This is a genomic window from Streptococcus mitis (genome assembly GCF_002096755.1).
GTDB classification, from domain to species: domain Bacteria; phylum Bacillota; class Bacilli; order Lactobacillales; family Streptococcaceae; genus Streptococcus; species Streptococcus mitis_AC.
This window is the reverse complement of record NZ_NCVF01000023.1, coordinates 72,963-86,158: the sequence shown is the minus strand read 5'-3', so window position 1 is coordinate 86,158 and position 13,196 is coordinate 72,963. Positions and strand designations below refer to the sequence as shown.

The 13,196-nt window shown below is 40.9% G+C and carries 13 protein-coding genes and 1 pseudogene; all 14 read right to left on the bottom strand.

What is annotated here, in order from left to right:
* Positions 1 to 205: 205 nt before the first annotated feature.
* The 14 genes and pseudogenes from trhO to B7700_RS05815 all read right to left on the bottom strand — a co-directional run bounded on the left by trhO (position 206) and on the right by B7700_RS05815 (position 13,135).
* Positions 206 to 1,192, bottom strand: coding sequence for an oxygen-dependent tRNA uridine(34) hydroxylase TrhO (gene trhO, locus B7700_RS05880; RefSeq protein ID WP_001030022.1), 987 nt, complete (start codon positions 1,190 to 1,192; stop codon positions 206 to 208).
* A gap of 131 nt (positions 1,193 to 1,323) precedes the next feature.
* Entirely contained in the window at positions 1,324 to 1,620 is a 297-nt protein-coding gene (locus B7700_RS05875) for a bacteriocin immunity protein (RefSeq protein WP_192855665.1), read from the bottom strand.
* Between the two features lie 69 nt (positions 1,621 to 1,689).
* Positions 1,690 to 1,767 (bottom strand): annotated as a pseudogene (locus tag B7700_RS11450) (CPBP family intramembrane glutamic endopeptidase); the annotation flags it as partial.
* Between the two features lie 827 nt (positions 1,768 to 2,594).
* Positions 2,595 to 3,479 carry an SPFH domain-containing protein gene (locus B7700_RS05865; RefSeq protein ID WP_004235732.1) on the bottom strand — a complete coding sequence of 295 codons (885 nt, stop codon included), beginning with the start codon at positions 3,477 to 3,479 and terminating at the stop codon, positions 2,595 to 2,597.
* Between the two features lie 149 nt (positions 3,480 to 3,628).
* Positions 3,629 to 4,780 carry an iron-containing alcohol dehydrogenase gene (locus tag B7700_RS05860; protein ID WP_045612453.1) on the bottom strand — a complete coding sequence of 384 codons (1,152 nt, stop codon included), beginning with the start codon at positions 4,778 to 4,780 and terminating at the stop codon, positions 3,629 to 3,631.
* A 284-nt stretch (positions 4,781 to 5,064) separates the two neighbouring features.
* Positions 5,065 to 6,570 carry a zinc ABC transporter substrate-binding lipoprotein AdcA gene (adcA, locus tag B7700_RS05855; protein ID WP_084887741.1) on the bottom strand — a complete coding sequence of 502 codons (1,506 nt, stop codon included), beginning with the start codon at positions 6,568 to 6,570 and terminating at the stop codon, positions 5,065 to 5,067.
* A gap of 9 nt (positions 6,571 to 6,579) precedes the next feature.
* Positions 6,580 to 7,386: a metal ABC transporter permease gene (locus B7700_RS05850; RefSeq protein ID WP_000950030.1), complete on the bottom strand. Its 807-nt coding sequence runs from the start codon at positions 7,384 to 7,386 to the stop codon at positions 6,580 to 6,582.
* Positions 7,379 to 8,083 (bottom strand): metal ABC transporter ATP-binding protein, encoded by a 705-nt coding sequence (locus B7700_RS05845; protein ID WP_001269497.1) that lies wholly within the window; start codon positions 8,081 to 8,083, stop codon positions 7,379 to 7,381. The genes B7700_RS05850 and B7700_RS05845 overlap by 8 nt, the downstream gene beginning before the upstream one ends.
* Positions 8,083 to 8,523 carry a zinc-dependent transcriptional regulator AdcR gene (gene adcR, locus B7700_RS05840; RefSeq protein WP_001249308.1) on the bottom strand — a complete coding sequence of 147 codons (441 nt, stop codon included), beginning with the start codon at positions 8,521 to 8,523 and terminating at the stop codon, positions 8,083 to 8,085. The genes B7700_RS05845 and adcR overlap by 1 nt, the downstream gene beginning before the upstream one ends.
* Positions 8,524 to 8,677: 154 nt before the next feature.
* Complete coding sequence (gene dltD, locus B7700_RS05835) at positions 8,678 to 9,946, bottom strand: D-alanyl-lipoteichoic acid biosynthesis protein DltD (protein ID WP_084887739.1); 1,269 nt, start codon at positions 9,944 to 9,946, stop codon at positions 8,678 to 8,680.
* Positions 9,939 to 10,178 carry a D-alanine--poly(phosphoribitol) ligase subunit DltC gene (gene dltC / locus B7700_RS05830; protein WP_000351967.1) on the bottom strand — a complete coding sequence of 80 codons (240 nt, stop codon included), beginning with the start codon at positions 10,176 to 10,178 and terminating at the stop codon, positions 9,939 to 9,941. Before dltC ends, dltD begins: the two co-directional genes overlap by 8 nt.
* A gap of 13 nt (positions 10,179 to 10,191) precedes the next feature.
* Entirely contained in the window at positions 10,192 to 11,436 is a 1,245-nt protein-coding gene (dltB, locus tag B7700_RS05825; RefSeq protein ID WP_084887737.1) for a D-alanyl-lipoteichoic acid biosynthesis protein DltB, read from the bottom strand.
* On the bottom strand, positions 11,433 to 12,983 hold the full coding sequence (dltA, locus tag B7700_RS05820; protein WP_084887735.1) for a D-alanine--poly(phosphoribitol) ligase subunit DltA: 1,551 nt from the start codon (positions 12,981 to 12,983) through the stop codon (positions 11,433 to 11,435). Before dltA ends, dltB begins: the two co-directional genes overlap by 4 nt.
* 20 nt (positions 12,984 to 13,003) lie before the next feature.
* Positions 13,004 to 13,135, bottom strand: a complete 132-nt coding sequence (locus tag B7700_RS05815; protein WP_000813666.1) for a teichoic acid D-Ala incorporation-associated protein DltX — start codon at positions 13,133 to 13,135, stop codon at positions 13,004 to 13,006.
* Positions 13,136 to 13,196 lie beyond the last annotated feature (61 nt).

The following is a 13,196-nucleotide window of genomic DNA, read 5'->3' as shown; positions in this document are numbered from 1 at the left end:
TTTACATATAGTATACCTTATTTTTCTGAAAGATACAAAAACAAACTTTATACTCTTCGAAAATCAAATTCAAACCGCGTCAGCTTCGCCTTGCCGTACTCAAGTACAGCCTGCGGCTAGCTTCCTAGTTTGCTCTTTGATTTTCATTGAGTATTAATTTTTGAGTAAAAAGCATAGAAAAACAGCCCCTAAGGACTGTTTAATCTTATACAGTAGCTGCTTGATCCAAGCTTTCACCGATAGCGGCTAGGCGCTCGATCACTTCAGCTTGTGTCAATTCATTTTCTGAAACATAGCGGTTACGTGGGTGAACACGGCACTCGTGTGAGCATCCACGAAGGTACTTGTCTTCATTTTCTTCTGATGTCAAGATACGACGGTTACAGAATGGATTTCCACAGTTGACATAACGTTCACATGGTGTTCCATCAAACCAGTCTTTCCCTACGATGGTTGGGTTGACATGGTTTACATCTACGGCAATACGCTCGTCAAAGACGTACATTTTCCCATCCCAAAGCTCACCTTGAACTTCGGGGTCTTTACCGTAAGTTGCAATTCCTCCGTGCAATTGGCCAACATCTTTGTAGCCTTCACGGACCATCCAACCTGAGAATTTCTCACAGCGAACGCCACCTGTACAGTAAACCACGACACGCTTGTCCATGAATTTTTCCTTGTTGTCACGGACCCATTGTGGCAACTCACGGAAGTTGCGGATATCTGGGCGGATAGCCCCACGGAAGTGTCCTAGGTCGTACTCATAATCGTTACGTGTGTCAAGGACAACGGTATCTTCGTCAAGAAGAGCTTCTTTGAACTCTTTTGGAGACAAGTAAGCACCTGTTGTTTCAAGTGGGTTGATGTCGTTGTCAAAGTCGTTGTCTTCCAAACCAAGGTGGACAATCTCTTTCTTGTAGCGAACAAACATCTTCTTGAAGGCTTGTTCACTTTCTTCGTCAATCTTGAACCAGAGGTCTTCCATACCTGGGAGGCTGTGAACGTAGTCCATGTATTTTTGAGTTGTTTCATAATCACCTGAAACTGTTCCGTTAATTCCCTCGTCAGCGACTAGGATACGACCTTTAAGGCCAATTGATTTACAGAAAGCCAAGTGGTCTGCAGCAAATTGCTCTGCATTTTCAATTGGAGTGTAAAGGTAGTAAAGTAAGACACGAATATCTTTTGCCATAAGATTTGTTCTCTTTTCTATTCTTAAATTTTCAGAATTTTTCATCTAACTATACTAGTATACCTGCTTGAGAAAGCGAATGCAATTTATTTGACTGGAAATTGTAGAAGATGGCCTGTCCCTGCACTTCATCAGTAACCATAGCGAATTGCAGATAGTTCTCTCAATTTTTTGATCTGCTCAGCTTGACTTTCTGACAAAATCAACTTATTATCAATCAACACACGTGAGATATCAACATTCATTTGGCTCAATATAAACGGAATAGAGGTCCCATCGTCCTTTAATCGTTTTTTATAAATTACTAACTGATTTTTCAAGGGAGTCAGCTGAGGCGTATCCTTTATGTCTTCCAAGAGATGATTTATGATCGTCATGGCTTCACAACGCCTTTCTCTTGCTCCTGCAAACCATTTTAATGGTGTCATTCTTATTTTCCTCCTTAAACTCACTTATAAATTTGATAAACTATCATTCCTAACTCTCGTACCAATATTTTACCCAAATACCCTGTGTAAAAAAGTCAGCAAAAATGGTAATGTCGCTAGAATACTAGGGATAACATAAAACGCATAGCAGGATTGAAGTTTGAAAAAATAAAACTTAATCTTAACTACCGATTTAGCAACTAATCTAGCAAGCCACAATAAACCATCTCATTAGAATACTAGGCCTATCTAGACTGAAATTAAATTTTTTAGATTTCTTAACTACTCATCTTACCATTCTTCATCTTCTATCTCGACTTCTCTTAACACTTCATGTTCAATACATCAGTCATCACCAAAGTCAAAAATAAACTTAAATTTTTGTTTAACACTTAGAATCTCCAAATAGATATTTTCTGTGTAGTGCTCTTCTCCATCATCGCTGAAAAAACTGAAATAGTACAAATCTTCATCTATCTAGGCAATATTATCCATGAAAAGCATGGGCATGATCGTTTTCGAAATCAAAACTCCATAAAATCACATCTGCCATTCCGCTAACGTTTCTTTTTTAGAAATCTGTATATTCCTGTAGCAACCTTTTCCAAGTTTTACGGAAATAACACCTCTCTTTTATTTTAGCATTAATTTGTGTAACTAGATCAGGTATAAATAGGAAAATGTACAGAAATTTTATGTTTCACGAGAAACACTCTATCCCCATAGCAATTCACAAGTTTTTCCACAATTTGTTAATAACTAACTTAAAGTGTTTTTAACTTCCAAATTTATAGGAAATAATATGTGTTTGGTCTATTAAATAGATTCAGTGAACTAATAATAGCAGCAGAACACTGACAGTTATCCACACTTATCCACAATCTGTTAGTAACTCTTGTGAATAGTCTTATTTAAGCTAAGATTCTTCTCTCACCATAACTAAAAAAGAGCCTGTTGCCAAGCTCTTTAGTCTATTATTTCTTCTCAGCACGTAGAGCTGACAAGATTTGTGTACGAATATCATCCACACCATTTGGCGTATTTGGTAAAAAGATGGTTTGATTTCCTTTAGAGGCAAAGGTATTCAAGGTATCCAAATACTGGTTGGTCAAGAGGATGGACATGATTTGTTCTTCTGTCATGCCAACATTGGCTTCCTTGAGTTCGGTGATAGACTCTGCTAAGCCATCCACAATCGCCTTACGTTGTTGGGCAATCCCCACACCATGGAGGCGATCTTTTTCTGCTTCGGCTTCAGCTGCAGTGACGATTTTAATCTTATCAGCTTCCGCCAATTCTTGCGCTGCGACCCGCTTGCGCTGCGCCGCATTGATTTCATTCATGGATTGCTTGACTTCTGCATCTGGTTCGACCTTGGTAATCAAGGTTTTCACGATAATATAACCGTAAGTAGTCATTTCTTCTGCTACTTGGTGTTGAACTTCAAGGGCAATCTCATCTTTTTTCTCAAACAATTCATCCAAGGTTAATTTGGGAACAGAAGAGCGAAGAGCATCTTCGATATAAGATTTAATCTGAGATTCTGGACGCATGAGTTTATAGTAGGCATCTGTTACGCTCTGCTCATTAACACGGTACTGAGTCGCTACATTCATCATAACGAACACATTGTCCTTGGTCTTAGTCTCAACCACAATATCGCTTTGCAACAAGCGCAACTGAATCCGCGCTGCAATCGAGTCAATCCCAAAAGGCAAGCGGATGTGAATACCGCTATTGGCAACCTTTTGGTATTTCCCAAAGCGTTCAATAATCGCCACCGACTGTTGACGAACCACATAAACTGTACTCAGTGTGACTATCACCAATAGGAGCACACAAACCACCACAAAAATCATCAAAAATGTTGTTACCATCGCGACGACCTCCATCATTATTTTTTTCTGTATTATAGCACATTTAAAGAAGGATGTGCAGTTTTTACTGCAATTTTTCCTGAAATGTCAATAATTAGAGGTGAATTGTCACATTGTCGTCAAATCTCTTGCTAAAACAACTCTTTATAAAAGGCAATCGTTTCTTCTAAGGTTGGCATAAATGGGTTTCCTGGTGCGCAGGCATCAATCAAGGCATTCTTAGAAAGGTATTCAAAGTCGAAATCTTTTTCTTCAATACCAAGTTCAGTCAATTTCTTAGGAATACCTACTGTCTCAGAAAGCTTCTCAATCTCAGCAATCGCATAATCGGCACACTCTTCATCTGATTTATCCTCTACATGGAGTCCCAAGGCCTTAGCAACATTGCGGAAAGCTTCTGGTACACGTTTAGCATTTTCACGTTCTATAACTGGTAGCAACATGGCACAGCAAACACCGTGTGGCAAGTTATATACTGCACCGAGTTGATGAGCCATTGAGTGAACATAACCAAGACCAGCATTGTTAAAGCTCATACCACCAAGGAAAATAGCATTGACCATACCTTCACGCGCTTCAATATCGTGTCCATTTGCTACAGCGCGAGGAAGGTATTCCTTGATAAGCTCAATAGCACCAATAGACAGTTTCTTGGTTACATCATAAGCACCAGGTGTTACCAAAGCTTCAACAGCGTGAGTCAGAGCATCCATACCTGTCGCAGCAGTCAAGGCTTGAGGTTTTGAAATCATCAATTCAGGGTCATTAACAGAGATAAGAGCAAGGCTATTCTTGTCAACCATTACCATCTTAACCTTGCGTTCTTCGTCGGTAATCACATAGTTAATGGTAATTTCTGCTGATGTACCTGCAGTAGTATTGATAGCTACAACTGGCAAGCCTTTTTTAGCAGACTTATGAAGCCCTTCATAATCCTGTGGTTTTCCACCATTTGTAGCCATGATAGAGATACAACTAGCTGCATCCTGTGGAGAGCCCCCACCAAGACTGATGATAAAATCACATCCATGTTCTTCCAAAGCAGCTACCCCATCTGTGACATTCTTACAAGTAGGGTTTGGCTCTACATCGCTAAAGATGACATATTCGATTCCTTCTGTATCTAGCGGTTTTAAAACCTTAGGCAAAATGTCACTTCCTTCGATAAACTTATCTGTCACCAAAAGTGCCTTTTTATAGCCAAGTTCCTTGATATAAGGACCCACTTCATTTACAACACCTTTTCCAATAAGGTTGACTGCCGGAACATAAAATGTAGCCATATAATTTTCCTCCTGCGCCTTCGCGCTATATATTTAACATCATTATATTACTTTTTGTATTCGTTTTCAATTATTTGTGAATTGTTTAACAAATAATTTTAAAAGGAGTGAAATTTGATTATTATTTATAAGATCCTTTTCCAATATGACACTCTGCTCCTTGAAACAAAATTGCATCTACCAAAGATAACAGCTATAGGCTATCCGCCGACACATAAAATGGGCTACACATCAGCCCCTATTTCAAAAAACCGACTAGCTCCTATGAACTAGTCGATTTCTCATCAATGCGCCAACATTTCTTGGGCGATTTCTTGGCCAGATAGGTTATCTGGGTAGTAGGTTGGCCAGTTATCCATTTCTTCAAAGAGGGTTTCTTGGCTTGTGCCTCCAAAGAAGATATGGAAATGTTCTGCCTTAACTGGGGCGATATTATGGTCACTAAACTGAACATACTTGAATTGTCCAGCATCCGCATCTGTCGCTTCAAAGAGGAAGCGCACGCCACGATTTCCTTTCTTATAAGTCAAGATTTTCTTACCAACATACTTGTAGGTGAATTTCTTACTTTGTCCACCTTGAACAAATTCCATAGTATTATCAGTGATATTAATCTTAGTCACATCTGTCTGATAGCCTTTTGTATAGTAGGCTTTGTACTCAGCCTGAGTCATCTTACCAGTCAACTTAGCCTTGTAGTCAAACACTTGATCAAACGTACCATCTTCAAGGAAAGGATAAACTGATTGCCAGTTACCTGCATAGTCACTCAAGGTGCGGTCCTTGACATCTGCATCTTCAAAGTAACCATTGTGGACTGTCTTGGTATCCTCTGCCTTTTCAGGCTCGATTGCTGGGCCTTCTTGGTCCGTTGTTTGTTTTAGAGCCTTGAGGTTTTTCTCCATCACGGAGATGTAATTTTCTCCAGCCTTGGTGTCCTCTTCTGTCAGACTTTCTAAAGGATTGAGGACATCTGTTTTGACACCTGCTTCTTTTGAAAGTGTATTAGCAAGGGCTTGTGAGGCATTTTCTTCAAAGTAGATATAGGCGATTTTATTTTTCTTGACATACTCTGTCAATTCTGCCAAGCGAGCTGCTGATGGCTCTGCATCTGGAGAAAGGCCTGAGATTGCAACTTGTTTGAGTCCATAGTCCAAGGCGAGATAGTTAAAGGCTGCGTGCTGCGTTACAAAGCTCTTTTGTTTGGCTTGAGACAAGCCTTCTGCATAAGCCTTATCCAAGGCTTGTAATTTTTCGATATAGGCAGCAGCATTCTTCTCAAAGGTCTCTTTTTTATCAGGATAATCTGCTGATAAACTGTCACGGATGTGCTCTACTAGTTTAATGGCACGAACTGGTGATAACCAAACATGGGGATCGAACTCATGGTGATGGCCTTCTTCTCCATGGTCATGGTCTCCCTCTTCTTCCTCACCACCTGGCAAGAGCAACATATCGCCTGTCGCCTTGATGGTTTTGACCTTTTTCTTATCCAAAGTATCTAGCAATTTAGGAACCCATGTTTCCATGTTTTCATTTTCATAAACGAAAGTATCTGCGTCTTGGATTTTGGCAACTGCCTTGGCAGAAGGTTCGTATTCATGGGGTTCTGTACCAGCACCGATAAGGAGTTCTACATTAGCAGTATCTCCTGCGACTTGCTTGGTAAATTCATAGACAGGGTAAAAGGTTGTTACGATATTTAGTTTGCCATTAGCCTGTTTTTGATTGGAACAAGCCACTAAAAACAAGGCACATAGACTGGCTAACAATAAGCTAATTTTTTTCATGTTCTTCTCCTATTTGATAAAACGTCTTACTAAACTGATTAGCAAGAAAACAGTTACAAAAATAATGGTAATACTTGCACTTGCAGGTGTTTCTGCATAGTAGGAAATGTAAAGTCCTGCTACCATTCCCAAAAATCCAATAGCACTGGCAAGCAGCATAACCGATTTAAAGTTTTTCCCCAGACGCAGGGCAATACTAGCTGGCAAGACCATAATGGTCGATACCAGAAGAGCTCCCGCAGCTGGAATCATAAGGGCAATGGCCACCCCCGTCACCATGTTAAAAAGAATGGACATGGTACGAACTGGCAAGCCATCCACAAAGGCTGTATCCTCATCAAAGGTCAAAATGTACATCGGACGAAGGAAGAGGAAGGTCAAAATCAAAACAACCGCCGCAATGACAAAGAGGGAAATAACCTGCTCTTCGCTGATAGTCACGATTGAACCAAAAAGATACTGGTCCAAACTCATTGAACTCGAGCTTTTACCCTTGCTCATGACAATCAGAGAAACAGCCAGTCCTGTTGACATGAGGATAGCTGTCCCGATTTCCATAAAGCTCTTATAAACCGTACGGAGATACTCCAGAAAGACCGCCGCAATCAAAACAATGGCAATAGTGGAAATAGTCGGAGAAATCCCCAGAACCAAACCAAAAGCTACACCCGAAAGCGAGACGTGGCTGAGGGTATCACTCATCAAACTCTGACGACGCAAGATAAGGAAGGTTCCCAATACCGGCGAGAAAAGACTCATGGCAATAACGGCCAGAAATGCACGTTGCATAAAGTCATAAGATAACAAACTAAGCATGGCCCACCTCCTGATCATTCTCATGAACGTTGAAACAACGCCATGGCGAGTCTTGGTTACGGACTAGATGAATATTGCGGTCCGCATAGTCCTTAACTTCTTCAGGGTCATGAGTAATCATCAAAACAGCCTTGCCATGATGATGGGCGCTGTGGTGCATGAGTTCATAAAATTCATTTTTACTTCCTGCATCCATCCCCGTTGTCGGCTCATCTAGGATAAATACATCTGGGTCAGAGGCAAACATACGCGCGATCACCGCTCGCTGCTTTTGTCCTCCAGATAGAGACCCCAAGCGTTTGTCTCGATGTTCCCACATACCAACTGAGTCCAAACTAGCCTTGATATGCTCCTCATCATGAGCATTCAAACGACGGAACCAACCCTTTCGTGGATAGCGACCCGACTTGACAAACTCATAAACCGTACTTGGAAAACCAGCATTAAAACTGGCAATCTGCTGGGGAAGATAGGCTATTCTCAATTTCTTACCCTGCGTATTTATCGTTGAAATAGTCACCTTTCCAATGCGTGGCTGAAGGATTCCAAGACTGGCCTTGATTAATGTTGTCTTAGCTGCCCCATTCTCCCCTGTCAAGGTAACAAATTCCCCACTATCAACACTATAATTGATATGTTCAAGAACTGGCTCCTTATCATAATAGAAGGACAAATCCTCTACCGTAATATATCTCATTATTTGATTTCTCCTACTAAAGCAGTCAAAAACCGCTGAATCACTTTTTGTTCATTTGGAGTAAACTGAGTTGCCACTTGTTCATAGGTTAAAAGCGTATGCTCATGGTGATGGTGGTGCTCCTCAGCAATTGGACGAGCCAAATCAGTCAACTGATAAAAAATCACACGCGCATCCTTAGGATCTTTAGATGTTTCCAACATCCCTTCCTTGACCAAAGACTTAATGGCCTTGGTAACTGCCGCCTGACTGACATTGAGACGACGGGCCAATTCTGAATTTGTTAAAGATTCCTCTGACAAGAGCATGAGGATATGCTCCTGGGTATTGGTCAGAGCTACCTCGCTAGTGCAATGACCTATTAGGATTTCATGCTGATTTTCCGCCTGCAAAATCACCTCATTTAAAAAGGCATCGATATCCTTCGCTAGCTGTCTCATATCTGACTCCTTTCCTTTTGGACTTCTCTTTATTTTAAGAGAAAAATACTATTCTTTGAAAAATTATTTACTGGTTAATTATATCACAACCAAAAAAAGAGTCAAGAAAAAACGTGAAAACTAGTTTCATCCTTGAACTCTTCTATATTATGATCTATTGAAATTCCTTGACATCTCCATCATAAGTCGCCCAGTCTTTACTGAAAAAGCGCTCATTCAGATGATAAGTCGGAGCTGGTGTGGGATTGGATAGGAAAGGATCAACGGCCTTATCAAATGCCAACCAACCTAACCAACCAAGGTGAATGGTATCCTTCATAAAGAAAGCTTCCCCACCGTCCTTAGAAAAATCTGCTATATTGGTAAAACCTTGACTTTCTAACTGGTAGCGAATCTTCTGCACCGTTTGTTGGTACATATCCTCTCGTAAACCAGCATAGTCCATCCATTTTTTATTAACAGGTGGAATGATAAAAATCGGGTTTACCTTGGATTTAGAAAACTGTGTCAACACTAACTGCAAGTCATTATATTCTGGCGACTTGAGATAGGTAAAATTTTTCTGAGAATCCTTTAATTTATTCAAATCCTTCTTAATCTGTGTATTATAGAAATAATTCTCCATTCCCAGATCATTATTAGAAGTATTCTTTTCTGCATCTGCTTTGACAACATCTTCTATAGCTTGATAAGAAAACTGATCTGGCAAGGTCTTTAAATACTTAGCTACATGCTTATCGTATTTGAAATAGCCTCTAACCGAAAACTGACCAAAAAAGGAAGCTTGGCGTTCATTAAAACGAGCCAATAATTCAATCATTTCATTGTCTGCCGTCGACAATTCTTCTTTACTTGCCAACTTCTGAACCAGATCCTTCATAGCTACATTTGGAAACTGCTGCAGTAAGCGGGTCGCTGCATATTGACTAGCCTGATCTCCAGATTGATGTTCCAGAAAACTCGTCAACTGATCCCCATTAAAATACTGCTGGAAGGCTGCTGGCTCATAGCCATTTTTACTAAACCACTGGGGCGAGATGACATATACAACTTGTTTATTCTCCAGTTGTGGCAACATCTGTTGCATCCCAAAATACTGGTTGAGCGATGCAGCTCCCCTCTGTCCTAAAAGATAGGGGCGATAAGAGCGGTTGTACTTCTCAGCCAATACCGCAGGATGGGCACCGTCAAAACGAAGCCATTCACTGGAGCCAAAGAAGGGAACAAAACGCATATTTGGATCAGATAGTGCTCTGACCTTTTGACTTCGCTCCTTAAAACTATCGATAGTAGTAGCCACCGCCGAACGCTTTTCAGCTCCCAGATCATGGCGCATCTCAGCAGGATAGAAAAAGATAAGCAGAAAAACCAACAAACCAGCTATCAAGACCGGTCCGAAGATCATCCATAAGCGTTTAAGCATTTTGTAGCTCCACAATACCAGCTATGATTTTATTGGCTGTATTCCAGTCGTCGCGACCAAACTCTGTTACAGGAACGCGAATGTCAAAACGGTTTTCAATCTCCACAATCAACTCTACCGTTCCCATACTATCCAAGACACCTGCATCAAAAAGATCTTCATCCATCATGTCAGAAACATCTTCCATAAACAACTCATCAATAATTTCGATAACTTCTGATTTGATATCCATATTTTATTTCCTTTTATTTTTTAAACCATAGATCATTCAAGAATCCAGAAAAGATTAAGAATGACAGCATGACGACATGGAAGGTGACAACCATGCCAAGCAACTGAATCCAGCGATTCTCAGGTAGAGCAGGCTTCCCTGCTTTTTTCCGCTCCTTATTGAGCGTTTTTTTCTTGCGAATCCAAGCGTCATTGATGACCAAGCCCAATCCATGAAAGAGTCCATAGGCGATATAGTACCAGGTCACACCATGCCAAAATCCCATAATCAGCATATTTACAATATAGGCCACGCTTGAGGTTACATTGCGATTCTTAAAGACCTTCTTTCTGGTCAACACCATCACCATTCGCATAAAGACAAAGTCACGGAACCAGAAAGAGAGGCTCATGTGCCAACGATTCCAAAACTCTTTTAAATCCCTTGATAAAAAGGGCTTGTTAAAGTTGATGGGACTACGGATTCCCATCAAGTTTGAAATGGCCAAGACAAACATAGAGTAACCTGCAAAGTCAAAGAAGAGCTCCAAACCAAAGGTATACATAACTACCAAGGCATAGGGGTTAAAGAAGCCACCTGACTGCAGGGCTAGATTCTTCAGAGGAGGTAGTAAAGTTTCTCCTAAAACATGAGCTAGGATAAACTTGTACAAAAATCCCCACATGATATAGCGAACAGATTCATCCAGCATATCCATCAACTCATCCCGCTCAGGAATGGTCTGATAATTTTCATTAAATCGCTTAAAGCGATCAATTGGGCCACTTGAAAAAGTCGGCATAAAGAGAAGAAAACGGAGGAATTCCCAGAGGGTAAAATCCTTAATCACTCCATCTCTCAGCTCGATGATAATCCCAACCGAACGAAAGGTCAGGTAAGAAATTCCCAAAAATCCAAGCAAAGACTGCGTTCCATTGATAGCTGGCTGCACCTTGACAAAGATAATCGGAAGGAGGGACAGAAAACTAACTAGGTAGAAGACCCACTTGCCATCCTTGCTTTTTCGATAATGCTTGTAGAAAAGCAGGAGCAATATTTCCCAGCAAAGGTAAATACCCAAGGCAGCCAACTGATTGGTCTTCCCACCTACCAACATGGTGACGATAAAGAAAAGACTAACCAGTACTTCGTACCAGGCAAAGCGTTTCTTGAAAAAGAGACCGATAAAGATGGGCAAGGTTGCAGCAATCACATAGACAAAATACTGAGGATTGCCGTATGGCTCTAAATGAGGAAGCTGTTGAAAGAACTCCATCATCTCTTATTCACCTCGTTAATCAATCCTTTGATGTCAATCTTTCCATTTGGAGTCAGTGGCAAACTGTCTCGATAAAGGAATTTAGATGGCATCATGTAGGACATCATGATATCTGTTAAATCTTCCTTAATGGCCTTGGTAATATCGATATCACGTTCAAACTGCTCACGAACACCATCTTTTAAGATGACATAGGCTAGAAGATTTTGCACCTTGTGGTCTTTATTATAGCGCGGAACAGCGACAGCAGACTCAATATAGCGAGACTTGTTAAGATTTTGAGAGACATCTTCTAACTCAATGCGGTAACCGTTAAACTTAATCTGGAAGTCCATGCGTCCTCCGTAGAGAAGCAAGCCTTCATCTGTCATAGTTCCCACATCTCCTGTATGGTAGGCTGGTAGACCTTCAAACTCAAAGAAGGCTTCCCCTGTTTTTTCAGGATTATTCATATAACCTTTTGAGACGGCCGGTCCTGAAACAATGATTTCTCCCTGTTCACCATTTGGCAGTTTATTTCCTTCCTCGTCAATGATAAAGGTTGGAGAATCAGCCTTGGTATAGCCAATTGGTAGACGTTTGAGATTCGCTAGCATCTCATCTGTCACGGCAACTGCTGACAGGGCCACTGTCGCTTCTGTTGGGCCGTAAGCATTGATAATACGGGCATTTGGGAAACGCTCACGTAGTTTTTGAGCCGTTTTGACCGTCAATTCTTCTCCATCAAAGTAGAAATGCGTGATACCAGGCATTTTCTCGCTATTAAAGTCTTCAGACAACATGGCCATATCCGCAAAAGAAGGCGTTGATGTCCAGATAGCGATTGGCAATGAAAAGATGGTCGCAAAGAGTTGCTTAAAGTCCTGAGTAATAGCTGAAGGAAGAGCGAAAAGTGTACCACCAAGTGCTAATGTCGGTGCCCAGTACATGACAGACAGATCAAAAGAATAAGGTGGCTGAGCCAGCATTTGCGGACGACTTGGCGTCGCAAATTCCTTATCCGTAATCATCCAGTTGGTAAAACTGAGGAGGTTATCATGGGAAATCTGTACTCCCTTAGGCTTACCAGTTGTACCAGAAGTAAAGATAATGTAGTAGTTATCATCACCCTTGACTGGATGCGTAATCTCATAACTAGTCCCTTGAGCAAAGGCTTCTTGAACCTGAGCTAGAGTCATCATTGGCGTAGAAACCTGCTCCAATGGAAAGTCTGAGATAGCAATAATCAAGCTTGGCTCTGCTACTTCTAAAATAGCCGAAACTCGCTCCAAGGCTGAATGGCTGTCAATGGGAATGTAGGCATGTCCTGACTTAGTCAGAGCTACAAAAGTTGCCAACATTTCATATTCTTGGCCACCAAAAACAACCACAGGAGACTTCTCTGGTAAATCCAGTTGGTCGATGGCTGCAGCTAAACTATCCGAATCAGCCTTCAAATCTCCATAAGTGTGTTCCTGCCCCAAAACATTGTAAACAGGATAGCTAGGCTGTGTCTGAGCAAAATGCTCAATGGTTTCAATCATATCTATTATTGGTTTATTTGACACAATAGAAATTCTCCTTCAAGTTAAAATTCATTATAGATAAAGCCTCCTTGACCCTGACCAAGATAGCTAAAGAAGTAAAGCAGCCCTAGAAAGATAAGAAAATACAAGGCTGTCCGACCAAGAAAGAGGTACAATTCTTTTCTCTGTTTCATCAAGAAAAACCATTCATTTCTGTAATTTTTGTTAAATAAGATGAACTCTTACTATAGTATT

Excerpts from the sequence above, each read along its gene's own strand:
- trhO (WP_001030022.1), bottom strand. The coding sequence starts at position 1,192 with ATGGCAAAAGATATTCGTGTCTTACTTTACTACCTTTACACTCCAATT.
- B7700_RS05875 (WP_192855665.1), bottom strand. The coding sequence starts at position 1,620 with ATGACACCATTAAAATGGTTTGCAGGAGCAAGAGAAAGGCGTTGTGAA.
- B7700_RS05865 (WP_004235732.1), bottom strand. The coding sequence starts at position 3,479 with ATGATTTTTGTGGTGGTTTGTGTGCTCCTATTGGTGATAGTCACACTG.
- B7700_RS05860 (WP_045612453.1), bottom strand. The coding sequence starts at position 4,780 with ATGGCTACATTTTATGTTCCGGCAGTCAACCTTATTGGAAAAGGTGTT.
- adcA (WP_084887741.1), bottom strand. The coding sequence starts at position 6,570 with ATGAAAAAAATTAGCTTATTGTTAGCCAGTCTATGTGCCTTGTTTTTA.
- B7700_RS05850 (WP_000950030.1), bottom strand. The coding sequence starts at position 7,386 with ATGCTTAGTTTGTTATCTTATGACTTTATGCAACGTGCATTTCTGGCC.
- B7700_RS05845 (WP_001269497.1), bottom strand. The coding sequence starts at position 8,083 with ATGAGATATATTACGGTAGAGGATTTGTCCTTCTATTATGATAAGGAG.
- adcR (WP_001249308.1), bottom strand. The coding sequence starts at position 8,523 with ATGAGACAGCTAGCGAAGGATATCGATGCCTTTTTAAATGAGGTGATT.
- dltD (WP_084887739.1), bottom strand. The coding sequence starts at position 9,946 with ATGCTTAAACGCTTATGGATGATCTTCGGACCGGTCTTGATAGCTGGT.
- dltC (WP_000351967.1), bottom strand. The coding sequence starts at position 10,178 with ATGGATATCAAATCAGAAGTTATCGAAATTATTGATGAGTTGTTTATG.
- dltB (WP_084887737.1), bottom strand. The coding sequence starts at position 11,436 with ATGATGGAGTTCTTTCAACAGCTTCCTCATTTAGAGCCATACGGCAAT.
- B7700_RS05815 (WP_000813666.1), bottom strand. The coding sequence starts at position 13,135 with ATGAAACAGAGAAAAGAATTGTACCTCTTTCTTGGTCGGACAGCCTTG.